The 24,311-nt window shown below is 66.4% G+C and carries 25 protein-coding genes; 8 read left to right on the top strand and 17 right to left on the bottom strand.

Annotation, left to right across the window (positions count from 1 at the left end; translation table 11 throughout):
* Positions 1-205 precede the first annotated feature (205 nt).
* The 4 genes from QSK05_RS11235 to QSK05_RS11220 form a co-directional block, all read right to left on the bottom strand.
* On the bottom strand, positions 206-1,486 hold the full coding sequence (locus QSK05_RS11235) for an ATP-binding protein (protein WP_285596837.1): 1,281 nt from the start codon (positions 1,484-1,486) through the stop codon (positions 206-208).
* Positions 1,487-1,731: 245 nt separating this feature from the next.
* Positions 1,732-3,327 carry a methyl-accepting chemotaxis protein gene (locus QSK05_RS11230; protein WP_285596835.1) on the bottom strand — a complete coding sequence of 532 codons (1,596 nt, stop codon included), beginning with the start codon at positions 3,325-3,327 and terminating at the stop codon, positions 1,732-1,734.
* Between the two features lie 7 nt (positions 3,328-3,334).
* Positions 3,335-4,378: a multiple monosaccharide ABC transporter substrate-binding protein gene (chvE, locus tag QSK05_RS11225; protein ID WP_285596833.1), complete on the bottom strand. Its 1,044-nt coding sequence runs from the start codon at positions 4,376-4,378 to the stop codon at positions 3,335-3,337.
* A gap of 160 nt (positions 4,379-4,538) precedes the next feature.
* A complete protein-coding gene (locus QSK05_RS11220) occupies positions 4,539-5,441 on the bottom strand; it encodes a formate/nitrite transporter family protein (RefSeq protein WP_285596831.1) in 903 nt (300 codons plus the stop codon).
* Positions 5,442-5,684: 243 nt separating this feature from the next.
* On the opposite strand from QSK05_RS11220, the gene QSK05_RS11215 reads away from it, so the two are divergent.
* Positions 5,685-5,957 carry a GntR family transcriptional regulator gene (locus tag QSK05_RS11215; protein ID WP_285596829.1) on the top strand — a complete coding sequence of 91 codons (273 nt, stop codon included), beginning with the start codon at positions 5,685-5,687 and terminating at the stop codon, positions 5,955-5,957.
* A 137-nt stretch (positions 5,958-6,094) separates the two neighbouring features.
* Here the strand turns inward: QSK05_RS11215 and QSK05_RS11210 are convergent, their stop codons facing one another.
* The 5 genes from QSK05_RS11210 to QSK05_RS11190 all read right to left on the bottom strand — a co-directional run bounded on the left by QSK05_RS11210 (position 6,095) and on the right by QSK05_RS11190 (position 9,220).
* Positions 6,095-7,147 (bottom strand): peptidase C39 family protein, encoded by a 1,053-nt coding sequence (locus QSK05_RS11210; RefSeq protein WP_285596827.1) that lies wholly within the window; start codon positions 7,145-7,147, stop codon positions 6,095-6,097.
* Positions 7,144-7,293 (bottom strand): hypothetical protein, encoded by a 150-nt coding sequence (locus QSK05_RS11205; RefSeq protein WP_285596825.1) that lies wholly within the window; start codon positions 7,291-7,293, stop codon positions 7,144-7,146. Before QSK05_RS11205 ends, QSK05_RS11210 begins: the two co-directional genes overlap by 4 nt.
* A 152-nt stretch (positions 7,294-7,445) precedes the next feature.
* The gene (locus QSK05_RS11200) at positions 7,446-7,634 is read right to left on the bottom strand and encodes a hypothetical protein (RefSeq protein ID WP_285596823.1); all 189 of its coding nucleotides are present in this window, start codon (positions 7,632-7,634) and stop codon (positions 7,446-7,448) included.
* 301 nt (positions 7,635-7,935) lie between these two features.
* Positions 7,936-8,427, bottom strand: a complete 492-nt coding sequence (locus QSK05_RS11195; RefSeq protein WP_285596822.1) for a nucleoside deaminase — start codon at positions 8,425-8,427, stop codon at positions 7,936-7,938.
* A gap of 13 nt (positions 8,428-8,440) precedes the next feature.
* Positions 8,441-9,220 (bottom strand): DeoR/GlpR family DNA-binding transcription regulator, encoded by a 780-nt coding sequence (locus QSK05_RS11190; protein ID WP_285596820.1) that lies wholly within the window; start codon positions 9,218-9,220, stop codon positions 8,441-8,443.
* 137 nt (positions 9,221-9,357) lie between these two features.
* Here QSK05_RS11190 and QSK05_RS11185 point away from each other — a divergent pair, with 137 nt between their 5' ends.
* Positions 9,358-11,214: a spherulation-specific family 4 protein gene (locus tag QSK05_RS11185; RefSeq protein WP_285596818.1), complete on the top strand. Its 1,857-nt coding sequence runs from the start codon at positions 9,358-9,360 to the stop codon at positions 11,212-11,214.
* A 313-nt stretch (positions 11,215-11,527) separates the two neighbouring features.
* On the opposite strand, the gene QSK05_RS11180 is transcribed toward QSK05_RS11185, so the two are convergent.
* Together QSK05_RS11180 and QSK05_RS11175 are read right to left on the bottom strand one after the other, a co-directional pair.
* Positions 11,528-11,779, bottom strand: a complete 252-nt coding sequence (locus QSK05_RS11180) for a hypothetical protein (protein ID WP_285596816.1) — start codon at positions 11,777-11,779, stop codon at positions 11,528-11,530.
* Between the two features lie 306 nt (positions 11,780-12,085).
* Positions 12,086-12,853: a hypothetical protein gene (locus tag QSK05_RS11175; RefSeq protein WP_285596814.1), complete on the bottom strand. Its 768-nt coding sequence runs from the start codon at positions 12,851-12,853 to the stop codon at positions 12,086-12,088.
* 319 nt (positions 12,854-13,172) lie between these two features.
* Between QSK05_RS11175 and QSK05_RS11170 the strand changes: the two genes are divergently transcribed.
* Positions 13,173-13,646 carry a hypothetical protein gene (locus tag QSK05_RS11170; protein ID WP_285596813.1) on the top strand — a complete coding sequence of 158 codons (474 nt, stop codon included), beginning with the start codon at positions 13,173-13,175 and terminating at the stop codon, positions 13,644-13,646.
* 105 nt (positions 13,647-13,751) lie between these two features.
* On the top strand, positions 13,752-14,036 hold the full coding sequence (locus tag QSK05_RS11165; RefSeq protein ID WP_502879751.1) for a DUF4143 domain-containing protein: 285 nt from the start codon (positions 13,752-13,754) through the stop codon (positions 14,034-14,036).
* 160 nt (positions 14,037-14,196) lie between these two features.
* Here the strand turns inward: QSK05_RS11165 and QSK05_RS11160 are convergent, their stop codons facing one another.
* The 3 genes from QSK05_RS11160 to QSK05_RS11150 are packed head-to-tail and all read right to left on the bottom strand — an operon-like array spanning position 14,197 to position 17,977.
* A complete protein-coding gene (locus tag QSK05_RS11160) occupies positions 14,197-16,095 on the bottom strand; it encodes a hypothetical protein (protein ID WP_285596809.1) in 1,899 nt (632 codons plus the stop codon).
* Positions 16,092-17,252, bottom strand: coding sequence for a 5'-methylthioadenosine/S-adenosylhomocysteine nucleosidase family protein (locus tag QSK05_RS11155; protein WP_285596807.1), 1,161 nt, complete (start codon positions 17,250-17,252; stop codon positions 16,092-16,094). The genes QSK05_RS11160 and QSK05_RS11155 overlap by 4 nt, the downstream gene beginning before the upstream one ends.
* Positions 17,249-17,977 (bottom strand): NUDIX hydrolase, encoded by a 729-nt coding sequence (locus QSK05_RS11150; RefSeq protein ID WP_285596805.1) that lies wholly within the window; start codon positions 17,975-17,977, stop codon positions 17,249-17,251. The genes QSK05_RS11155 and QSK05_RS11150 overlap by 4 nt, the downstream gene beginning before the upstream one ends.
* A gap of 425 nt (positions 17,978-18,402) precedes the next feature.
* Here QSK05_RS11150 and QSK05_RS11145 point away from each other — a divergent pair, with 425 nt between their 5' ends.
* From QSK05_RS11145 to QSK05_RS11135, 3 genes are all read left to right on the top strand, one after another.
* Complete coding sequence (locus QSK05_RS11145; protein ID WP_285596803.1) at positions 18,403-19,683, top strand: serine hydrolase domain-containing protein; 1,281 nt, start codon at positions 18,403-18,405, stop codon at positions 19,681-19,683.
* 145 nt (positions 19,684-19,828) lie between these two features.
* Positions 19,829-20,731 (top strand): WcbI family polysaccharide biosynthesis putative acetyltransferase, encoded by a 903-nt coding sequence (locus QSK05_RS11140; RefSeq protein WP_285596801.1) that lies wholly within the window; start codon positions 19,829-19,831, stop codon positions 20,729-20,731.
* Between the two features lie 259 nt (positions 20,732-20,990).
* Complete coding sequence (locus QSK05_RS11135) at positions 20,991-21,530, top strand: CAP domain-containing protein (RefSeq protein WP_285596798.1); 540 nt, start codon at positions 20,991-20,993, stop codon at positions 21,528-21,530.
* 236 nt (positions 21,531-21,766) lie between these two features.
* Here the strand turns inward: QSK05_RS11135 and QSK05_RS11130 are convergent, their stop codons facing one another.
* Positions 21,767-22,228 (bottom strand): hypothetical protein, encoded by a 462-nt coding sequence (locus QSK05_RS11130; protein ID WP_285596795.1) that lies wholly within the window; start codon positions 22,226-22,228, stop codon positions 21,767-21,769.
* A gap of 147 nt (positions 22,229-22,375) precedes the next feature.
* Here QSK05_RS11130 and QSK05_RS11125 point away from each other — a divergent pair, with 147 nt between their 5' ends.
* Positions 22,376-22,501 carry a hypothetical protein gene (locus QSK05_RS11125; protein WP_285596793.1) on the top strand — a complete coding sequence of 42 codons (126 nt, stop codon included), beginning with the start codon at positions 22,376-22,378 and terminating at the stop codon, positions 22,499-22,501.
* A gap of 405 nt (positions 22,502-22,906) precedes the next feature.
* Here QSK05_RS11125 and QSK05_RS36310 read toward each other — a convergent pair whose 3' ends face one another.
* Positions 22,907-23,134, bottom strand: coding sequence for a DUF2630 family protein (locus QSK05_RS36310; RefSeq protein WP_352300840.1), 228 nt, complete (start codon positions 23,132-23,134; stop codon positions 22,907-22,909).
* 39 nt (positions 23,135-23,173) lie between these two features.
* Positions 23,174-24,097: an alpha/beta hydrolase gene (locus tag QSK05_RS11120; RefSeq protein WP_285596791.1), complete on the bottom strand. Its 924-nt coding sequence runs from the start codon at positions 24,095-24,097 to the stop codon at positions 23,174-23,176.
* Positions 24,098-24,311: the final 214 nt, after the last annotated feature.

The following is a 24,311-nucleotide window of genomic DNA, read 5'->3' as shown; positions in this document are numbered from 1 at the left end:
CCGGCCGAAGGCTGTGGGACTGCCTGATCACGAACGGGAAGGGGAATGAACCGCGAACGTTGGTGGCTTCTTCAGAAACCGAGCGCGGCCGCCGCCTCGGCCGGCGTCGGTTGGTTCCAGAGCTCCAGCCCATCCTGAGTATCAACCACAGCGGGTACGTTCCAGAACCGGTCCGGTGTCCTGAACCGGATGCGGATGTGTTGCACTACTCGGCCACCGGTGTCCACAGCCGATCGACCGGCATGACGTGAAGGCGATCCTCGTAGGTGAACGAGCGCCGCCCCGTACTCAGCGCAACGCCCGCCAGGAACCTGTCCCCTAGCGATTCCCGCAACTTACGAAGGCCTTTCAGGTCATTGCCGGTGACCCTTTCGTTCGCCTTGACCTCGAACGCCAAGACCTGACCATCATCGAACTCGATGATGTAGTCGACCTCGTCCCCATCGTGCGTACGCCAATGCCCGGTGGAAACCGGCTCCTCGAGCCAGGAGATCTGCTTGCGCAGCTCGCCGACGACAAAGCTTTCCAGCAGGTGACCGAATTCTGCCAAGGCAGTGGGATCAAGAGTTGCCAGCTTCGTCGCCGTGACTCGCATCAGCCGGGCCGCCACACCGGTATCGACGACGTGCAGTTTCGGAGTTGCCGCTGCTCGCGACCGGAGAGTCTTACCCCACGCCGGAAGCCGGTCGATGAGAAACAGATCCTCGAGAAGGCGAGCGTAATCCTCGATGGTTCGGCGATCGCCGGTCAGACCTTCGGCCGCCTTCGCCAGGTTCAGCACCTGCCCGGTTCGCCCGGCCAGCCGCTCCAGCAGTTCACGCAGGACAGTGCGCTGACGTATCCGGACGAGCTCGATGGCGTCACGCTCCAACGACAGGCGGACGTAGTCGTCGAACCAGCGATCCCTGGCCGCGCCGACGCGACGCAATGCCAGCGGAAAACCTCCTCCGCAAAGTTTCTCGACATACTCAGCCCGAGTGGTCGCAGAAGTGGACTGGGCCGCCACCGTGGCATCCGGGTCCGCCCGCAGGGCCGGCAGAAGATTTTCGATGACCCCACCGATCTCACCTTGTGACAGTGGCCAGATGGTCATGGTGTGCAGACGGCCGGTGAGTGCCTGCGCCGTGCGCGGCAGTGCGTCCTGCCGGGTCGACCCTGTCAGCACAGCGGTGCCGGGCAGGGTGCCTTCTCGATTCAGCCGGGCTTTCAGGGCATCGAGAATCTCCGGAGCATGCTGATATTCGTCGACACACACCAACTCATGGGTGTCTACAGCAGTTTGCGGGTTGGCCACGACAGCGTCTCTCGTACCCAGGTCATCAAGGTCGAGAACCGGGACCCCGCGGCTGCCGGCCAGCGCCCTCAGCACCGTTGACTTGCCCACCGATCGAGGGCCGTGCAACGCAACAACCGGCTCCTCGACAAGCAGGCCCTCCAGGAGGGGGGAGATCCGCCTCGCGGCAATCCCATCCAGTGCACCAACCATGTTCCACCTCCGCCACGTCACGCCCCTGGCCACGAAGGTACCAGAATTGGAGGACCCTGAACCCCCCAAATTTGAGGGACACTGTTCCCCAATTTGGAGGCCCCTCGACTCCCTAAAATGGAGCCGTCAGATGGTCGAGGTCGGACCGGACGAGCACCCGCGGCCCAACACGCCTCAGGCGACCACAGCGAAATGGTGGACGTCGTCCCCGGGTCGGGGACGACGTCCACCATTCGTGCTGGTCATCAGACGCTGAACTGGTTGACCCGCCCCTGTAGCTCGGCCGCCATCCGGCTGAGGTCGGCCACGGCCACCTCCGACGCCGACAGGCCGTCGGTGGTCACCCGCGACGCCTCGGCGATGGTCGAGACGTTCGTGGCCATGCCCTGCGCACCGTGCGACAGGGCCGTGACGCCCCGGTTGATCTCGGCCGCGGTGGCCGACTGCTCCTCGACCGCGCTGGCGATGACGGTCTGGTAGTTGCGGATCCGGTCGATCACCGAGGTGATGTCGCTGATCGCCGTGACCACCTCCTCGGTGTCACCCTGGATCGACGTCACCCACTTGGTGATCTCACCGGTGGCCTGGGCGGTGGCCCGGGACAGGTCCTTCACCTCGTTCGCGACCACGGCGAAGCCCTTGCCGCTCTCGCCGGCGCGCGCCGCCTCGATCGTCGCGTTCAGGGCCAGCAGGTTGGTCTGTTCCGCGATCGAGGTGATCATCTCGACCACGGTGGCGATCTCGGCGGACGACTCGCCCAGGCGGGCCACCCGGGTGGTGGTCGAGCTGGCCACGTCGACCGCCTCACCGGCGACACCTGCGGCCTCGCTGGCGCTGCGGGCGATCTCGCGGATGGCGGCGTCCATCTCCTCCGAGCCCTTGGCGATCGCCTGCACGTTCTCCGAGACGTCCACGGCCACGGCCGACGCCTCCTTGGCCTGCCCGGACGAGGTCTGGGCGGAGGCGACCATGGTGGAGGAGTTGGACGTCATCTGCCGGGCCGCGTCGGCGAGTGACGTGGCCGAGGCCGACACCGAGGTCACCATCGTGCGCACCTGGTTGCGGGCGCGGTCGAGAGCCTCGGCCATCTGGCCGATCTCGTCGCGGGAGTGGACATCGGCGGGAACCGTCAGCACGCCCCCGGCCATCGCGTCGACCGACTGCCGCACCCGCACCAGGGGCCGGGTGACGGAGGTGACGACGAACCGGGCGATGACCACCAGTACCAGCGACGCGATGACCACCGCGATGACCATCGTCAGGAAGCGTCGGTTCTGGGTCGACTGCTGGTGCTTCTGCGCGACGTCCACCTGCTCGGAGAAGTGCGCGCGTCCGTTCTTGGTGACCGCACTGACCAGGTAGTTGTCCACACCGACCTGTTCCCAGTTCAGCTGGGCGGTGGTCGGGTCGGCGATCGCCCCGGCCACGAACCGGGTGACGACGCTGAGGTAGTCGGCGTAGACGGTCTTGATCCGGTCCACCGGGACCTGGTTCTCGGCCGCCAGCGGCACCGCGTCGAGCTGGGCGATCAGGTCGTTGGCGGCGGCCGCCTGCTCTTCGACGGCCTTCTGCTGGGTCGCGGGGCTGGAGCTCAGGATCGAGCTCAGGGCCTGGGCTTTCAGCTCGGTGGCGATCTCGTTCAGCTGGAGCACGATCGCGTCGGCGTCGTTGAGGTTCCGCAGTGCCTTACTGGTGGTGGTGCTGGAGTGGTTGGTCTCGGCGCTCAGGCCCAGACAGGTCAGCAGGGCGAGCACGCTGGCGGCGACCAGTGCGGTCAGCTTGGTCCAGGTGGGCAGGTCGAGGAACCGGGAGACCAGGCCCCGGCGTGTGGGTTCGGTCATCGTGGACTCAGTTTCCGATCTGCTCTGCGGTGTAGAACCCGCCGTCAATGAGGACCGTCTTGTAGTTGTCCTTGTCGACGCTCACCGGCTGGAGAAGGAAGGAGGCCACGTCCTTGACCCCGTTGTTGTACTGCCTGGTGTCGTTGACCTGAGGCGTCCCGCCGGACAGCAGTGCGTCCGTCATCTGCACGGTGACCTTGGCCAGCTCGCGGCTGTCCTTGTAGACCGTCTCGCCCTGGTCGCCCGCGACGATGGCCTTGACCGACTCCAGTTCGGCGTCCTGGCCCGTGACCGCCGGCAACGGCTTGGACTTCGTGCCGTACCCGTCCTTCTTGAGAGCCGCGACGATGCCCCGGGAGATGCCGTCGTAGGGCGAGAGCACGGCGTCGAGCCGATCGGAGGTGTAGTTCTCCGACAGCAGTTTCACCATCCGGGTCTGGGCGACGTCCCCGCTCCAGCCGGCCGTGGTGACCTTGGCGAATTTCGTCTGGCCGCTGCGGACCTCGAGCTTGCCCGACTTGAGGTAAGGGCGAAGGACACTGATGGCGCCGTTGAAGAAGAACGTGGCGTTGTTGTCGGCCGAGTCACCCGCGAACAGCTCGATCGTGAACGGGCCGTCCTTCGTCTTCAGCCCCAGCGTCTGCACCAGATAGGTGGCCTGCAGCACCCCGACCCGGAAGTTGTCGAAGCTGGCGTAGTAGTCGATGTCCGGGGTGTCGCGGATGAGCCGGTCGTAGGAGATGACCGGGATGTCGGCGTCGGCGGCCTGGGCCAGCACGGCGGTCAGCTTCGTCCCGTCGACGGCCCCCACGATGATGGCCTTGTCGCCGTTCTTGATCATCGCCGCGATCTGCGAGGCCTGGGTGTCGGACTTGTCCTCCGCGTACTGCACATCGGTCTCGTAGCCCAGCAGGGAGAACTGCTTCTTCATGTTGTCGCCGTCGCTGACCCACCGGGCCGAGGAGGTGTTCGGCATGGCCACCCCGATGGTGCCGGATGAGACGACGGCCGATGCGGCCTCGGTGTCACTGCCACATCCGGCCAGAAACATGGCACCCGCAGAAACCAGCGATACCCAGACAAGGCCTGTGCGTGACAAGGCAGTCCCCTTCAACCAGACCGCTTCCCACCGGAGGACGCGGTTAGAGCATCACCTTCGGCAGCACCGGGCGTCACCTTGAGGAAGGGCTTACCGGCTGGTTAGGTAAGGATCAGGACCGGTCGTGACGCAGGTAGGCCAGCCAGTACAGGCCACCGATGACCAGGCCCCCGCCGATGATGTTCCCGATCGTCACCGGCACCAGGTTCTCGAAGAACACCGGCCAGCCGACGTGGGTGAATTCCCCGGCCGAGGTACCCGCAGAAGTCCAGAACGATTCGGGTGCCGTGCTTTTGATCATGGCGGCCAGCGGCAGGTAGTACATGTTGGCCACGCTGTGCTCGAACCCGCCGGCGACGAAGGCGGCCACCGGCAGCACCACGGCCGCGACCCGGTCGGCCGTGGTGCGGGCCGAGTAGCTGAGCCACACGGCCAGGCAGACGAGCATGTTGCAGAGGATGCCGAGCACCAGCGCCTGGACGAACCCGAGCTCGCCCTTGCCGTCGGCGATCCGCAGCGCGTTCAGCCCGACCCCGCCCCCGGCCGAGCGGTACTCGTGCGAGAGGAGGATCAGTGTGGCGGTCCCGACGGCACCCACGAAGTTGCCCGCATAGACGACGGCCCAGTTGCGCAGCACCGCCGGGCCGCTCACCCGCCCGGAGGCCCAGGCCATCACCAGCAGCACGTTGCTGGTGAACAGCTGGGCCCCGCCGACCACCACGAGAATCAGGCCGACGGAGAAGGCCAGGCCCATCAGCACTTTGGAGACGCCGTAGGGAAGACCGGCGGATCCGGGCACGGTCGACGAGGCCACGGTGGCGAACATCGCCCCGAACCCGATGAACGCGCCCGCCAGCACGGCCAGCACGAAGGTGGTCAGGACGCTCTCGTGCGCCTTTCCCACCCCGATGGTGACCGCCCGGCGGGCCATCTGGTGCGGGTCGAGCGCAATGGAGGACGCCGGTGGCACCGGGGAGGTGGTCGGCGGGGGTACGAGGGTGGGCACGCTGGTCATCGGAGGTCTTTCGTCGGATCACGGTGGATGTGGGGGAATCCGGGTTCCGCGCGACAACGTACGCCCAGATTCCGCCAGTCATACGAAATCCGCTGATAGACAGGACCATTGACCCTTCATCAGGTGCCCTTGGCCTCACCGGTGGCCTTTCGGTGTCTCCGGGCAACTACTCCGTGCGGGTGAACTACGTCCCATTGATGCCCGATCGGAGGGAAAGCACCTGGTCATGCATCAAACTGAGCCGTGCCCATCTCCCCCTACCGCTCCATCGCCGACGAGATCGCGGCACGGATCCTCTCGGGCCAGTACGCCCCCGGCACCCTGCTGCCGAGTCCGGGCGACCTCGAGCACCAGGGCTACCCGCTGGGCGCCGCCCGCGACGCCCTGCGCTGGCTCGTGCGGCACGGCTGGGCCGAGATCCGGCCGGGCACCGGTTACCACGTCATCGAGCACTCCGACGACGGGTGGACGCTGATGGAGCAGTACATCGAGGCGCACCTCGAACGACCGGACTGACCGTCTCGTCTTGCCCGTATCGGTACCAGCGGTGACGATGAACCGAAATTATTGCTGCCAACGCGAGGTGTCCCACATGCGTGTCCTGGTGATCCTGGTCCTCGTCCTGGTGGCGTTCTACCTGTTCCGGCGATTCGTCAGGTAGCAACCCCCGCGGCCACGAACACGACGCCCCGGTAGCCGTCCGATCCGTAGGCCGCCATCAGATCCAGTTCGGCGGCGGCCACCGGCAGCAGATGCCCGTCCACCCAGCTCTCCCCCACCAACGGATCGACCGCCGGATCGTCGATCACCAGGGCATCCCCGGCAGTTCCGCAGCAGCGCACCCAGTGCGGCACGGCCATTCCCCGCATCCGGGCCAGCGACAGCAGCAACAGCGCCTGTGTCCCCGACCCGACCGCTTCGCTGATCTGCGCGACGCTCAGCCGCCAGGAGGCGATCGGGATGCCGAGGCCGGCTGCCTCATGACGGGACTCGGTCTGTAGATCGGCCCGCCAGGCCTGCTCCTCACCGTCGAGGTGCTCGAGGATGACCGGTCTCTCGGTATCCAGGAAAATGTCGACCTTCAGGTCCGGGCGACGGCGGGCCAGCGCCACTCCCAGCCCGACCGGTTCACAGGCGGGATGGTTGGTCGCTTCTTTCCAGAAGTCCATCTCCCGATCGGCATCCACGTCCTGCCCGTCCGCTCCCGGCAGCGCGGCCAGGGCGGACAGCGCGGTGACGGCACCACAGGTGTAGTGCGTAATCTGGCGGTAGTAGCGCACCGGGTGGAGTACGACCTCGGGAACCAGCCAGCGCACCGAACCGGCGATCGGGAAGTCGGTTCCCGGCCCCGACACCGACGGCGCCCTCAGCGAGACGAACCCCCGGTCCGGGCCACCGTGCGGCCCTTCCCACTTCACCGCGACCAGGCCATCGGCCCGGGCCCTCGCCACCACTGCCTCCACCACGGCGTCGATGCCCGCCTCGGTGCCGACCGCGTCCACCATCTTGAGGTATGCGGTGTGCGGACGGGCCGTGACCAGGGCGGCGGCCAGCCATTCACCGTCGGCGTCGGTCACGACAGCCAGCAGCGGGTTCGAGGCCGAACGGTCCACGTCACGCCAGCGGGCCACCACCGCCGGGGACGCCAGGCGCTCGACGGGCGGGGGCAGGGCGGTGCGGTCGAACGGCAGGAACTGGATGCTCATCGGTCGGTCAGCCCGAGCAAACCGTTGATCTGCCCCTCGAACGCGGCGCCGTAGTCGGGCCCGCCGTCCTCGGGGCCCGGATCGAGCGGTTCGACGTAGGCCTGCCGGTACGTGACGTGCAGACGTCCGTCGTAGATCACTCGCACGGCTCTCTCCCCTGACCTTCCGGCATCCGATAGCCGGCCTTTGCCCGGAGATCATCCTGGCACCTGGCCCTCAGGTGTGGGCCGACCAGGCCGGTGGAGCGTCCTGCGGAACCGTCCGGGGGACCGCACCGAACGGCTGGCGATGAGAATCCTCAGCCACGACGCCGACCGGGACCGACCGGCTCGGACGGCTGGTCGATGGACGTGAGTGTCGCGAACACCAGGGTGACCAGAAGGCCGAGCCCTGCCGAGCCCAGTGCGCCGGTCCCCAGGAGGAGGCTGATCGCCGCCGCCGGAATTCCCAGAAATCTCAGCCGACTCTTGCTTCGTCCGTTGGCCATCCGTGGCTCCTTACGTGCTCGCATCACCGCCGACGTCCCTGCCGACACTCTTCAGATGCGCCCCGGGCCGGAAAAGTTCGACGGATCTGCGAAGAATTCGCGCACCCGTCGGTCGGTGGATCCGCGCCCGCCGATCCCTCTGATTCTTTAGATGGCCTTCCCGTCTCCTGCCTCACCTGCCGTCGCGGGAACCCTGCTGCGACAGAAGTCCTCAACAGCTATGGCAGAGGCATTTCACCGTCGGGAGATCGAGTTCCGCGCAGGCGCCCCGCACCTGCCGGATCCGGCCGACGTGACGCCATCAGTCCCAGAAACCCTGGTGCACCTCGACCGCGCTGGCCAGGGCGACCGGGCCGTCGACGACGATCGGGCGTCCACCCCGGGCGAAGACCTCCCGGCAGGGCAGGTGCAGCGGCGGCACGCCCTCCTCCTCGGCGACCATCGTGCCCAGATCGGCCTCGGACAGCGCGAACACCACCCGTCCGATGCCCGACCAGTAGATCGCCCCCGCACACATGGCACACGGTTCGGTGCTCGTGTAGAGCGTGCTGGCGGTGAGGGTGGCGCGGTCGAGCTTCCCGGCCAGGCGCACCAGGTTGCTCTCGGCGTGACCGGTCGGGTCGCTACCGGTCACCACCGTGTTGTTCGCCTCCAGCACGGTGCCGTCGGGGGTGAGCAGCAGCGATCCGAACGGATGGTCGCCCCGCTCGCGCGCCGTCCACGCGAGGGCGACGGCCCGCTCGAGATGCTCTTCGTCCGAAGAGGTTACGGCGTCCGATGTCTGGGGTTCCATAGGAGGACAGTAGTCAGGCCAGGACCACCTGCACACCCTGGGCCCGCAGTTCCCGCACCGTGCCCGGGTCGGCCGAGATGTCGGTGACCACCACGTCGATGTCCCGCACCGGGCAGATGTGGGCGAAGGCCCGGGCCCGGAGCTTGGAACTGTCGGCCACCACCGCGACCGATCCGGCGCGTTCCACCATCAGCCGGTTGACCTGGGCCTCGTCCTCGTCCGAGGCCCGGGCCCCGGCGGCCGGGTCGAGGGCGTTGACCCCGATGATCGCCCAGTCCAGGGTGATCTGGGCCAGGGTGCCCGAGGCCAGCGGCCCGGTCAGCTCGAACGCCTGGGCCCGGGCCACCCCGCCGGTCATCACGAGCTTCACGTGCCGGCGCACGGTCAGCTCCCCCGCGATGTTGATCGCGTTGGTGACGATGGTCAGCGGCGCCGTGCGCTGGTCGGGCCACTCCCGCGCGGCGAGCGCCCGGGCCACCTCGGTGGTGGTGCTGCCGCCGTTGAGGCCGACGATGTCGTGCACGCCCACCAGCCGGGCCGCGGCCTCACCGATGCGGGCCTTGTCGCCGCGCCGGCCGGCGCTGCGGTAGCGGATGGGCAGGTCGTAGCTGATCGTGGTGGCCACGGCCCCGCCCCGGGTGCGGGTGACCAGTTGCTGGTCGTGCAGGTAGTTGAGGTCGCGGCGGATCGTGGAGGCGGAGACGTCGAGCTGCCGGGCGACCGCCACGGCGTCCACGTGCCCGGCCTCGCCCATCAGGTCGAGCAGCGCGCTGAGTCTTGCGTGGCGGTTCAAGCTGCCTCCAGCTGATGAGGTGATCACTTATGCATCATTTTGCTCGTTATTGCTCATAGAAACCATTGAGTGAGCTGAATTGAGCGCTTTACCGTTACGGCGATCCCGAAATGCCCCCTTCCCCGAGGAGCTGCACGGTGTTGAAGAAGCGCGGACGAAGTCTCAGCGGGCGGATCGTTGCCCTCACCATTGCCCTGGGGGCGAGCCTGTTCGTCGCCCAGCAGCCCGCCTCGGCGGCGGCCACCGATCTGGAGCAGAAGGTCGGTATCCCCGCTTACATCCCGACCAGTGACACCGCGGCCTGGAACGCGCTCAAGACCTCGGGCGCCGCGCTCGGTTTCGCGGTGGCGAACGTGTCCAACGGGCCCGGCTCCTCGACCGCCGACGCCGGATGGGCCTCGGCGATCTCCGGCGTGCACACGGCCGGCACGAAGGTGCTCGGCTACGTGGACACCGGCTACTTCGGTGTCACCGACCCGGCCCGCAAGACCCGGCTGGGCGAGAGCACGAAGACCGCCTGGCTGGTGCAGGCCGAGCAGGACATCGACCGCTGGTACAGCGTGTACGGCGCCTCGGTCGACGGCATCTTCTTCGACGACGGCCTGAACACCTGCGGCCCGACCAGCGGCAGCAACGAGTACGCCGACCTCTACGCCCAGCTCGATGCCTACGTGCACGACAACCACCCCGGCGCGCTGACCGTGGTGAACCCCGGCGTGGCGGTGCCGCAGTGCTACGAGGACTCGGCCGATGTGCTGCTCACCTTCGAGGGCACCTACACCGACTTCCTGGCCACCACCCGCCCCGCGCAGTACCAGACCGCGCAGTGGCAGCTCGACGGTGACCCGAACCAGTTCCTCGAGCTGATCTACGACGTGCCGACCACCACGGCCCTCCAGCAGGTGATCACCCGGTCCAAGGCCGACAACGCCGGGTACGTCTACGTCACCCCCGACACCCTGCCCAACCCCTGGGACACCGTTCCCGCAACCGCCTACTGGCAGGCCGAACTCGCTGCCACCCAGGTCACGGCCACGACCACGCCGGCCACCCCGGCCAAGCCGTCGGCCGGCGCGCTCAAGGGCACCTCACTGACGCTGTCGTGGGCCTCCAGCACCTCCTCCGGTGTGGCCGGGTACGACGTGTACCAGGGCACCACCAAGATCGGATCGGTCGCCAACGGCACCCCGGCCAACACCGAGTTCGACGTCACCGGCCTGAAACCCGCCACCACGTACTCGTTCACGGTGAAGGCCCGGCACTACGACGCGAGCGTGAGCGCGGCCAGCCCGGCCCTGTCGGTCACCACTCCCGCCAGCGGCACCACCCTGCCCGGCGCCCCCGGCGGCGTCACGGCCACCCAGACCAAGTCCACCAGCACGCAGCTCACCTGGACCTACCCGACGTCCGGGAATGGCGGCGACATCACCAATTTCCGCATCTACGACGGCTCCGCCCTGATCCTCGACGTGCCCGACAGCGTCCTGTCGGTGCACATCGGTGACCTCGACCCGGGCACGACCCACAGCTTCACGGTCAAGGCAGTGGACGCCAGTGGCTCGGTCTCGGCGGCCTCCACCGCGGTCACGGTGACCACCACCAACCCGACCCCGATCACCGCCCCGGCCGTCACCCACGGCAGCACCACCACGACCCTCTCGGCGTCGTTCAACCTGCCCTACGGCTTCCAGCACGTGTTCGTCGACACCGACGGCAGCGCCACCACCGGCTACTACATCAACGGCATCGGCGCCGAGTACATGATCGAGACCAGCAGCGCGGCCGTCACCCTGTACAGCCACGCCGGGGCCGTCGGCGATTGGAACTGGACCTCGGTCCTGACGCCCGGCCTCACCACTACGGCCAACAGCACCGGCACCACCTACACCTGGTCGGTCCCGAGCTCGACCTTCGGCTCGGCCACCCAGCTGTCCGTGGTGTTCAACGGCAGCGGGGCCTACACCGACTACAACACCACAGCGGTGACCGGCTGAGCCAGGGTGGGACCGGGCCCCCGGTCCGGTCCCACCCCTGCCGCTCACGTCAATCACCACACGCTTGCCCGGCGGACATCCCTGAAAGTCCGCGTCCGTGCAGCTCCACTCGACAACGGGTCCCCCTCGGCGCAGGTGACATCTAACGATGACGTCCACCCAGGGTCCCGTTTTCATGCTGTCGCGGGCGCCGCCATCGACCCTCAGGTCAAGGCTTCCCTGTCCGCTGACGTGGCCATCACCTACTGCCGTCGCACCCCTGCTCGATGGCATGATCCACCGACGGTCAACGCCTGCGCCGAACGACGGACGGTCAGAGAGAGACCACCGACCCGGCTTCAAGGTCCACGCGAACTTCCGGCCCCTCCATCTGGGAAATCAGAACACTTCCATCTTCCCAGCGCGCATCGGTGACGACATCAAGATCCACCCGCCAATCAATCTGGCCATTACTGCGCACCGAGAAGAGTCCAGCTTCGGCTAGAACGATTAGCCTATTCAGTCGAGAGGCAAACCTGATGCTGTCAAATCTTGAATCGAGGCAAATCTCGCGATCGATGGTCATGCCGGGCATGATTCGATACAAGCGCGAGTTGCAGCCAACCCAGTGAGCCCCACCCCACTCGCTGCCAAAGATCGTGGGGGACTCGAACTCCGAGTCCATTTGAATCCCTACGGCAGACCTGTGAATGGATTCACCAGTGCCATCTGCCCGTGAGAAGACGTACACAGGACCAGAACCTGATTCATACTCGTTCGCAATGTCCAGGCCATCGAACGATCCGGTGCGCGCCTCTCCGGCACTCGACCAAACCGAACACGTTATTTCACTGCTACCAAATGAGACTGTGAACATCGATACGCGCACCACCTACTTTTGATATCTCGAATTAGATCCGCACAGCTGCCCGGTGACGACGCCGACGTGGTCAAGCAACTCGAAACCCTCGCACCCGACCTGCCCAAGATCCTCAAGGCTGAGAACATCCCCACTGATGTTATCGCTCGGCTCGTCCGACGCAATAATCCCGTAGCTATTCAGGTGGAGGCAGGCCGTTTTACCCCCGCGGCTGGTGTGAGGGCGGGTGGGATCCAGAGTCCGGTGCTGAAGAGCTGGTTGAGGGCTTGCCATCGGGTGAGCCCCACTTGGTGGCGGTGGAGAGGTAGGACTGGACGACGGCGAAGTCGGCCAGTCCGGCCGGGGCGTTCTGGTAGATGCCGCGTAGGTCGCGCAGTAGGGGCGCGCAGCACCAGGCGTGCACGACGTCCTGGAGGTGGTGCAGCCGATGTAGCCGTCACGGACCAGGACCTGGTCCTTCGTGAGCTGGTCCAGGACCTGCCCGGCGTCGATGGTGGCACTGGAGCGGTCTCCGGTGTGGAAGAGACTGCGGAACGGGGTGCAGGCCACGTGCACGAAGATAGTGGATCCGGCTGCGCGGGCGAAGGTCTCGCCGGCCTGCACGACCGGCGCCGCGACCAGCAGGGCGCGCAGGGCAATCAGGAATCCGCCGCCGGCGATGGCCTGGACGGCGCGGTCGCGGATCGAGGCGGCGTAGCCGGTGGAGACTTGGACGGGTTTTCGTGCGGGAGGAACCGCTTCGCGATCGACTTCGACTGTCGTTGCCCAGGCAAACGACAATCTCTCGCTGATTGCATGCTTCCGGGGTCGAACGGTTTATGTATGACCGAAATCCTGCATGATGACATCCATCACTCGACGGATGGCAAATTTCATCCAATTCGGACATTAGACGCAATCATATTCCCAGCTGTGCCCAACCCTTGTGGGATAGTCCGCGGAAGTTGATCAGGGCGGTCTGGTGTACGAACCAATGGGGTTGGGCATGCGATTGAGGTCCACAAGTCACGTTGCCAGGCGCGTGTCGTCGGGCAGCTTGGGGGTGATGACCCTAGCGTCAATCGCCGTTCTGACTGCCTGCGGCGGATCAGGAAGCACAGTGGAAGCCACCTCCGCTGGTTCAGTTTCCCAACCGGCCGGGTCCAGCGATTCAGGCGGCGACGGAGACCGTTCAAGGCTGTACGAGAAGTACGACCTGCAGTACGTCCTCGACACCTATGAGCGCGAAGGCGGGCTGCGGCTCGCGCTGCCGGTTGGTGTTCCCGAGAACACCGAGTTCCTTGGCTTTCTGACGGCGGACAAGGCCGAGCTGGCAGGTGGCGGGCAGGCGGTGGTCTCGCGGAGCGCCTGGTTCGACACCGACCAAGGCACCGTCACCGTTTGCGCCGAGAAGACCAATGCTGACGGCGAGTGGTGCCCCGAGTCGAACGTCGGCATCACCATCGAAGAAGACGGTGTGCTGCGGACCGTGCACATCGGGGCCCCGACTGAAGGACCAGCTAACCAATCGGCGGAATGGAGCCAGGCCAAATACTCCGCGGATCCCAGGGAATGGTCCTGGCTCAAGCAGTAACCCCACCGCCTGGAAACGGATCCCGGACCCTCCGGCGCGGCCCGCGAATCGGCGAGCAAGGTGTCGCGAATCGGCGAGCTCGACCTCTGATCGCTGCCATGGCAGATGACGTTCGCCCCCAACACCCGACCGGCAAGGTCATGGAGGCCCTGGCCGACACACGGAGCCGAAGTGGACCTCGTGATGGAAGCCAAGGACGGCCGCGTCATCGGCCTCGAGGTCAAGGCTACGTCCAGCATCGGCGGCCGGGACGTCAGATGGCTCGCGCAGATGCGTGACCGCCTCGGCGACCGGTTCGTCGCGGGATTCGTTCTGCACACCGGCCCGACCACGACACCGTTCGGAGATCGCATCGTAGCCCTCCCCCTGTCCGCCCTGTGGGCGCCGTGAGCGCGGCATCCGCAGCCCCACCCATCGCCGCCGACCACCTCTGTTCGACGAGGCGCAGGCCCGACTGGTCTGAGGTCCCCTGCAAGCCAACCAGAATGATGGGGGACGTGGTCGGCACCGGTGCCGACCACGTCCCCCATTGGTTCATGCCCGGCTGGGGTCACCCCGCGCTCAGCCAGGTCCTGCCCTCGGCGGCAATTCCTTCCAGCAGGTGGATGGTCTGATGCAGACCGGCCGCCTCAGCTGATATCTCGGCGACGTCGTCCGTGACGTCGGGCGTCTCGTCTGCTGCGACGATCGCATACTCGTCCGAGTTACCGTCCATCCTGCGCAATTTCAGGATGCGGCCGTTTCCCGGAGTGGTCTCGACCCGGAACGAGCAGATGGTGTCGTAGCGAAAGTTCTCCCGCGCATCGTTGCTCAATTGCCCGGTGGCGAACTCGAGCTTCGTCATGACCTGCCGGATGCCGTCGCCGCTGAGCAGGAACATCGTCAGGCTGTAGTGCTGATGACGCCACGGGCCCCCGGAGACACGCGCACGGCTGTGTGCCTGCTTACCCTTGTCCGGCGACTCGAGGATGGCGTGTGACAGGACCTGGCGCGGCTCCAGCTTGTAGTGGGTCAGCGCCCGATCGATCAGGAGTACCCGGTCGGCGCTGAGCCATTCAGCCATCTCGTCCTCTTTCGGCCGATCTCGAAGCCGATCCCGCCATTCTTCGAACCTTTCGAAGTCCAGCCGGTATTGCTCCTGTGAACGCTTGAGGAGGTAGTGGATCTCTCGCTCGTTCCCGGCGATCCTCAGGCCCAGACGCACCGTCAGATAACCGAACAGCGCGATCAGCGGCAGCACCTGCACTGTGGACCAGGCATCCGCATTCAGCGCTCCGACGAGAAGCGTAAGGCCGGTCGCCACGGCAACAAGCCCACTGACCGGGATGCCCAGTGCGGTCATCGGAACGGCATCGAGTTCGGGGCAGAGCCCGGCCGGGTTTCCGGAGCGGGCAATCCCGACGATCTGGCGGGCGCGGTAGCGGATCAGCCAGCGAATCGGACCGGTGTGCATCCGCCCATAATCGGGATAGGTCGACGACAGTTCCCAGGCCACAGCATCGCGAATGGATTTCGTCGCATCCATGACGCCTTTCGGATCCAGGAGATCCTCCTTGGCGAAACGCTTGCAGTACATCCCGAGCGGACCGGAGAGATGAATGGGAGGCGCTTCGAGCGGCGGACGGAGCACCGAAGCCCGGACGCTCACGCGCCGGTGGGCCGAGCGGTCACCGATCAGGAAGACGCACGTGCCGACTGCGAACAGGGCGACCGCGAACCAGAGAAAACTGATGACGTCGGTGACCAACTGAATCAGGAAGGCCACCGTCATCAGCGAGCTGGCCACCAGGCCCACCACTGACAGGGCGTCGGGGCGGAACTCGCGAACCGGCGCCTTGACGGGCCCGATGGGATCGGGATGGAAGAACTTCCAGGCCCGGTCCACCCTTGCCTTGTTCATCTGATCCGCTCGGGCCTGCTTGACACTTCGCTGCCAGAGGGCGTCCTTGGCCCGCCCCTCCACCACGAACTCGAGGTGCCGCACGATGGGTCGACGCCACTGCTCGCCGATCTCGTCCAGGCGGTCGAACAAGGCATCGACGTCGTCACGGTCGCCGGCATCGAGATCGACCAGGTCCAGCACCAGACGTGCTGCCGGATCAGCCGGACCCGGTGATCCGTTATGCAGCAGATCGCTTTCGGCGCTCTTCAGGCGCTGCCGTTCATGCTCGGACAGTTGCTCCAGACTGCGGCCGCTCAGGAGTGCGAGGACGAAGTAGAAGCACACCTCACCGCCCCGCAGATCTCCCTCGATCGCCTCATCGATGCGGGTCTGTGCCCTGTCGACGATACCGCTATTCAGATTGTGTTTTCCGAGGTCCAGGAGCTCAGCCGGCGTCGGTGTCTTCGACGCGTTGAAGTACACGTCCCCGTGCGAAACCCCGATCAGCAGATCGACGTCGTTGTTGTCGCCGAATTCCTGGTTCGCCGTGCCGCCGGGAGGGTTCACGATGTCATCCTGTTGATCGAGGTGATGATCCGGCCCACGTGATCGCTGAGATCGGCCACTCCCCCGACGATGCCCAGTAGCTTCCCCAGTACCCATAGAGCGGCCCCCTGCTGCTGCGAGTCTTTCGGCGGCACCATCGCTGCGGCATCGTCCAGGTGCTGCGCGGCCTCCCGGTGCTCGTCCGCGCTGATCCGGCCGTCGGACAGCGCTCCTTCCAGCAACCGGCGCACCTGTGCCAGCTCGGCGCGCAGCGACTCCTCCACCTGGTCGTGTTCTTTCCCGGAGAGCAGATTTCCGTGGCTGATGCCGACCATGTTCCCGATCCGGTTGTTGTCCCGGATCGTCTGATGGACGACGGGCTGATGCTGCATGGTGATGTCCCCCTGCTGGTCGGCCGTTGCTCTCGTTGCGGTTTCGCTGATCGGGCGCGCAGTCAGCTCGTCCGCCAGAAGCACGGCGAAGGCCGCGGCTGCCGACGCTGCCTGCTGCTGGGTGTCGCCCTTGTCGGTCGTGTACTTGGTACCGTCCGCCCGGTCGCTGATCCCCCGGACCACCATGAACGGCACCCCGTTGGTGTGCGCGGCCCGGGCCACCCCCGCACCTTCCATCTCGATGGCCAGAGCGTCGTTGTGCTGCCGCAGGAGCCGCTGGGCGATGTCCGAGGTCCGGGAGTCGAGTACCACCTCACCCGAGGCAATGTGGCCGAACCGGACCCGTCCGGACGGCGAGGGCCGATGCTCCTGCCAGAGGGCTCCCTCGCTCAGGCTCTGCGCGAACTGCTGTTCGGCGTGCGGTGCTTGCCAGGAACGCGGACGCGACCAGAACCCCTCGTCCTGACTTAACCCACCCCCGTAAGCCGTGATCTGATCGGCGACCACGACGTCCCCCAATTCGATGTGCGGCTGCAGCGCCCCGGCAATACCGCTGAAAATGACCAGAGCGGGCGAGAATCGAGCGATCGCCAGCTGCGCGGTCGCGCTCGCGCCGGTGTTGCCCGGACCGGTCTGAGCCAGAAGCGCTCTCCGGCGACCGCGACGAGTGAGGCCCTGGATGAAGCGGGTACCGCGATCGGTCACATCACGCCGGTCGGTCAGATGCTCCAGCACCGCTCGGCGTTCCACATCGATGGCGGTCAGGAACAGGATCGGGCGGTTCATGCTTCGCTCCTCGGTCGGGCCAGGGAATCGCGGACCATGGGTGGTTGCAGTGATGTGCTCGGGCCGGCCCGGTAGAGGCGGGCGGGGCGGCCGGAGGCCCCTTGACGCATGGGACCCGCCGGGACGACAAAGCCATCCGCTCGTCTGAGTTTTCGGTAGAAATTGCGGGTGTCAAGGGGCATGCCCCAGACCGCTTCGTAGACGCCCTGCAGATCACTCAGGCTGAACGGCGACGAGCAGAACGTCGTGGCCAGGGTGGTGGTCTCCAGCATCTGCCGGGCCCTTTCGACGCCGTCGGACACGATGTCGCGGTGATCGAAGGCGAGCCGTAACGACCCCCCGAGTACCGCAGCCACCGGATGCCACCGAGCACCCATCGCGTCGGTGCCTGCCTCGGGATCCCCGAGGCGGGGAACAATGGCCAGGTAGGCCATCGACACCACACGCCCCCGCGGATCTCGCTCCGGCCCGGAATAGACCCCCAGTAGTTCCAGGTGCACGGAGTCCAGATCGATGGACGTCTCTTCCCGCAGCTCACGCCGGGCCGCAGTGACGAGTTCCTCGCGATCATGGCTGAGGAACCCACCCGGCAGCGCCTGCTGTCCCATCATCGGCTCGATCCCTCGCTCGATCAGCAGCAGACACAAGTCGGGCCCGCGCAGGGTGAGAACGAGCAGGTCAACAGCAATCAGGACTGATGGGGGCACCCATTCCGGCTCGGACATAGCAACCAAACTAGATAACTGTCCGTCGGACAGAAATAGCTACTCGCGGGGACTGCACGAACAGGCAACAGGTGTGGCGTGGGGGTTTCGAAGTGCCGCCGTCGGGCGATATGTGCCGATGCCGGCGCCGACCGAGTTCGCCAGCCTCGTGCAAACAATGAGTGATCAGGAGGTGCGCGACCTCGGCCGCCACATCAGCGGACCCGGCCTACCGACTACGTCACCGAACCGGCACTCCGGCACCGCGCCCGGGTCACAGCCAGAGCCGGAAGCGCGAGACAGTCCCTACTACGGGCCCCCGGCCGTGGTCGGGCGATCCGCACCGCGGTAGTGCCTGCACTACCTGGTGCGGGGGGAAGGCTGTAGTCGACAGTGGGCAGTAGGAGGCAATGACCGGTAGGTGGGTCGGGCGACACGATCGATGCATGACAACGAACACCACGACCAAAGCTGTTGTGCTCACCGCGGCCGCTGTCCTGGCCGGTACCGGAGCGGTCGCCACGGTTGCGGGCGCCTCGGCCTCCACCTCGTCCTCCCCCTCTGCTGCTGCCTCGGCCGGAGCCCTCCACGGCGGTCACGGCGACCCGGTGATCCGCGACGTGGCCCGGCAGGTACTGGACAGCGGCGCTCCCGGTTACATGACCCGCATCGATGACGGCCGCCGGGTGGCGCTGAGCACCTCGGGGGTGGCCGACCGGGACACCGGGCGCCGGCTGAAGGCCACCGACCAGTTCGAAATTGGCAGCAACACCAAGACCTTCACTGCGGCCCTGACCCTGCAGCTGGTCGACCGGCGCCAGGTGAAGCTGGACGCGCCGATCGAGAAGTATCTGCCCGGGGTGGTGCCCAACGGCCAGAACATCACCGTGCGGATGCTGCTCAATCACACCAGCGGTCTGTTCAACTACACCGCCGACGAGAAGTTCGCCGAAGGCCTGATCGGCGACCCGCAGCGAGTCTGGACCGACCCGGAACTGCTGAAGATCGCCTTCGCGCACGAGCCCAACTTCGCCCCGGGCCAGGGCTGGTCGTACGCCAACACCAACTACACCCTGCTGGGGATGCTGCTGCAGCAGCAGACCGGCCAGAGCCTGCCCGAGCTGGTGCAGCAGCGCATCGCCCAGCCGCTGGGCCTGAAGCACACCTACTTCGCCGACCCGCGGGCGACCGACACCGGCCCCGGTTACGCCCACGGCTACGCGGTCAGCTTCTCCACCGGTCAGGCGACCTACGCCGACACCTCCACCTGGCCCGTCGGCGGATGGGCCGGTGCCGCCGGGGCGATCATCTCCGACCAGCGCGACCTGGCAACGTTCTTCTCCGGCCTGATGCAGGCCAAGCTGTTCTCGAACCAGCAGCTGAACGAGATGAAGAAGACCGTGGAACTGCCCAAGGACTTCCCGATCCCCGGTGGTTACGGCCTGGGCCTGTTCCACATCGAGTCGGCTTGTGGGCCGGTCTGGGGCCACGGCGGCGACACCAACGGCCACCACAGCACCGCGGTGACCACCGAAAACGGCCGACGCACCGCGATCACCGACACCACCGCCGGGCCCAGCGATCTGAGCCCGAACCAGGGCGCCACCCGGTTCGCCCAGGTGGCCTTTGCTGCCCAGGACGTCACCACCTGCAAGATGCTCGGCAAACCTGTTCCGCAGACGGTCCTGGACGCCCTGCACGGCAAGACCCCCGTCCCCGCGTCCTGACCAGCGCGGACGACGCAGCGGGTACGGGCTTCACCCAGGCCTGACGGGTGGCGCAGCCCTGGTCAGAAGGGCCAGGCATGCTCGGGTTGCCTCCATCCTGCCCCTCCGCAGGTGCACGCACCGGATCACCACTTAGGGTCCGACGGTGAGCGGAGCACGAACACGGCACTACGGCACCTTCTACGGCCTGCATCCCCTGCCGGCGGACGATGGGCGCCCTCTGATGCTGATGCACGGGAACTGCCAGGTCGAGTCGCTGCGGGTGCTGCTGAGCGGACCGCACTCCCCCGTGCGCACGGTGCGCATCCCGCCCGCCCATGAGCTTGTCGAGGACGATCTTGCCCACCTGTATCGCCTCGTCGCGGCCGTCGATGTCATCGTCTCTCAGCCCGTCCGCCCGGGATACCGCGACCTGCCTCTGGGAACGGCCGAGGTCAGGGCAGCGACTCGACCGGGATGCCGGTTGGTGATGGTGCCGGTGATTCGCTGGGCGGCACTACACCCCTATCAGGTGATCATCAGATCGCCGGATGCGGGCGAGCCCCCGATCGTGCCGTACCACGACCTGCGTCACCTGGCCGAAGCCGCCGGCGCCGGCCCGGTGCCGGCTCTCACCACCTCAGCCGTACGGGCGGTCCGCGACCTCAGCGTCCGTGAGCTGGAGCGGCGCCAGCACCGGCACGCCACCATCGACGTGGTCGATCTGCTCCAGGAGGCGGGTCGGGACGCCTGCCACGTCGTCAACCACCCCGGCAACCTCGTACTCCGGGGTGCAGCGAGCCGAATCCTGCGGCACCTGGCGCTCGAGCAGGACGTACCCGACCCGGGCCGCGTCCTGCTCAACAGCGTGCACGCCCCCGTCGCCCGTGAGGTCATCGAGGCCCTGGGCCTGGACGGCGAGGGGACGACGCGGTGGCAGGTGCACGAACGAACCGTCTCCGGCGAGGAGATCCGCGAGGCCCACCTCGACTGGTACCGACAGCATCCGCAGGTCGCCCACCAGGGTCTGCAGCGTCACGCCGAGACAGCCCGGCTGCTGCTGAGGTGAAAGTTATTGTCGCTCCATGGATCGGCCAGACCGATCAGGATCCGCATCAGATCCAGCGGCCCGGCGGCATACTCCCGATGGGCCCGCAGGCCGGCTCGCACATCACATCGGACGACCGGCGCACCATCTGAGCAGGACGAGTGCTCACCATGTCCCGGCCGGCGGGCCCCAGAAGGACGAACGGTATATTGCGGACGTTGTCGGCCCTCCGCCCGCACCCGGATCGGGCACGACACTCCTGACCACCGTGGAGGGATGCATGCCCAAGCGAGCCAAACGCCGCAGTGACCGCCTGCGTCCGCCGGATCGTCCGTCACGACCGCCCGCCCGGGCACATGCGGTGGCGGAGGAGTCCGACAGTTGGTCTCCGGCGACCCGGCGGGTAACGATCGAGCAGGGTGGTGCCACCGGCCCGGCCCGTCGCCGGCACCTGGAGGACCGGGTGCTGCGACTGGTCAACGAAGCCCGGCGTCGCGCCGGGAGCCCACCACTGCGAGCCGATGAACGCCTGCGAGCCGCCGCCCGCGGTCACAGCGAGCGCATGGCCGATCTGCTGTTCTTCAGTCACCAGGACCCGGACGGATCCGATCCGGGTCAGCGCATGCGGGCCTCCGGTCATCCTGCTCCGGGTGCCGAGAACATCGCGGCGGGGCAGCCCGTGGCGGAGCTGGTGATGCAGGCGTGGATGAACAGCCCGGGTCACCGGGCCAATATTCTCAACCCCCAGTTCGTCTCCCTGGGGGTAGGCGTGGATCTGCGGCCCGGCGGTCCCCTGTGGACACAGAATTTCGGCTACTGAACAAACGCGGTGTCCACGGGCGGCCCGGACCACGTGGATCTCGGTGACCTGAGGGTCGAGGAACACGGATCAAGCCCATGGAGGTTGGCGTACCGCACGGTGCTGCGAGCCCCGAACCGGGCCCGGTCGATCGCGACGTGGAACTCACCCCCTGCCGATGCCGACCCAGAGACTCGTGCGGGCCGGAGTCCGGCCGGGTCCGCCACCACCCGCACGACGTCCCCGCATCAGGTTCATCAGGTGTCGTACTCCAGCCCGTCCCAAGGCTCGGTATAGGCGATGAAGTCCCCCGGTGTGATGGTGATCGACAGCTCGCCCTCGTAGTCCTCGACCTGCCAGCCGAACGTGACGCCATCCACCTCGGTGGTGAACGGCGCCACCCGGATCGGCTCGAGCACGTAGTCACCGAGCTCGGCCAACCGCGCTGCCACCAGATCATCCGCGCCCGCCGGAGCCGCCTGACCTACCGGGACACCCTGGGCGCGGGCGACCACGTCCACCCGGACCTCGTCGAACTCACCGTCCGGCCTCCACAGGAACAACCCGACGTACGCGTCCGCACCGAACTCGAAGAGCTCCTGGCTGAGGAAGAAGCGCCGTCCATCGCCAGCGGTACCGGCGTAGGGCACGTGATAGTCGTCCGGACCGATGGAGAACCGGCTCGGCGCACCCGCAACGGATCCAAGGACATTCGTCATGCGGCGCAAGCCTACAAGCGCTCGCTCCAGAAAGGGTTCAGCATCAGGACCGTCGTTTTCACGGGCCGGCTGACCTACCGACTCGCCCCGGATACCGATCAGCACCCCTCCCCGTCCTTCGCGTTCGCCGTGAGCTGCAAGCTGTAGGTGCCCACGGCCAGCTTCTTCGGCCAAGCCCAGTTCCCCGAGAAGACCTGGCCCCAGATCAAGGGCCGCATCAACCGGATCTCCGCCGACTACGGATTCACCGAGCTCACCCTGATCCACGACTAATTCGAACTCAAGGCCCTGGTGTACTCCGACAGCCTCGGCGCTACGCTGGAAATCGGGAGCCAGAAGCGCGCGACTATCTGCATTTTCGGCTCCTGCATGATCCGCGACCCCCCGCCCGCCGAACTCCACCCGGGCTACCGACTAAAAGCTCGTGCTTGAAGGACCCCTGGCCCGAGCAGAAGCGATCCGGACCCACTGACCGGTTCTGCCTGCTGATACGGCCGTACGGTTGCGCGTAGGAGCCATTGGACTGGGTGACGGTGCGGTTCAGGTACGCGTGTAGGTGCTGCTCCCGCCGGGCGGTGAGCACGACGATCAGCAGGGGCCAGGACGGGGCGAGTCCCTCGGCCAGTAGGTTCTGGTAGTGGCCGAGTTTGGCGGCCAGACGCCACAAGGGCTCGGTGGCTACGAAAGGTAGCCCTCGACGACCCGATCCTCGCGCACCGTGGCCCGGTCAGGGTCTTCGCCGAACTCCCTTCGGGCCCGACGCTGGCGCAGAAGGTCCCAGCATTGATCGAGTAGTACTTCGATCTCCTTGACGTCCCCTTGAGTCCCGTGACCCCCAGGCTCCCGGAGGACGTGCTCGCTCATGATCAGGTTCTGAATCCGAGCCAGAATCTGTGCATCTTCCATAGCGACGAAGTCCTTTCCAAGATGTTCCCTACGAGAACCTCAGTTGCCTTCGTAGAGGTCCAGATAGAGGTTGAGTACCTCGTCCGCGTGCTCCCCCAGCGCATCGGGATTGACAATGTTGTGGTCCAGTCCCATCTCCGGACCGAACTCGTGGGTCATGGTCTTCAGTTCGTTCGCGTCGCCGATCTCGGTCGGGATCTTCTCTGCTGTATCGCGATCGATGAACGAGTCATTCGCCGAAACGGCCACCGCTACGGTGCGCAACTTCGAGCTCACTGGGTTGTCGCGCAGGTTGCGCGTCACCCGCAGATACTGAGCCAGTCCGCTGAGGGTGAAGTTGGTGTCCCCGACACGACGATTCGGCAGCAGCCGGAATCCGTAGAGCAGGATCAGCGGACGCACCACGAAAGATGGTGCCTGCGATGAGTTCGGCCGGTAGAAGGGCGACAGTACCAGTAGGTGACTGACCGATTCGGTACGAATCTCGGCCAGCCAGGTGGCCAGCACCGCACCACCGGACAACCCGATCACCCCAGTCTCTTCCCCCAGACCGGCCGCGACATCCATGGCGGCGTCGGCATAGTCGGCGAGCCTGTCGGTGCTGACCTGCTGGGCCTGGTCAGCGTCGGTGAGACCGTGGTGTGGCTCGCGGGGAGCGTAGACGTTGTAGCCACGTTCGTAGAACATCTCCGCCAGTCGCACGTAGTCCTTCGGACAGCTGGTGTAGCCGTGCAGCATCAGCACCGACTTCGTCGTCTTTTCCGGGTGCACTCTGAGCAAGCTACGGCACTCGGGAAGCACTTGATCGTCTGCGGTGTCCCGTTCCACCGAAACCGATGCAGCGGCCGTAGCCTCGGCGAAGGAGAGCGTGTGCGGTTCCGCCTGCTGCAACCGAGCACTACGCAATGGGAATACGTAGAGACCTCCGATCAGGACCGTGGCCACGACGACCGGAACGGCCATCACAAGAACTGTCCTGCGAGTGACGAAAGATCTTGCGGACAGCATTTTCTCCCCAGAACTAGTGGTCTTGAGACCATTCATCCTCCGGGTACAGACATACTTCCGACTGAAGAACGACTGGACGGGTTGGTACGTCCTTTCAACCCAGCGTCCACTGCCGTCCGATTGACTGGAAGAGATCGGCCCGCCGGGCTGATCTTCCGCTGTCCGACAA

Source organism: Kineosporia sp. NBRC 101731, assembly GCF_030269305.1.
Taxonomy (GTDB): Bacteria; Actinomycetota; Actinomycetes; order Actinomycetales; family Kineosporiaceae; genus Kineosporia.
The sequence above is the reverse complement of the archived record's forward strand: the minus strand, read 5'-3'. Positions and strand labels throughout refer to the sequence as shown.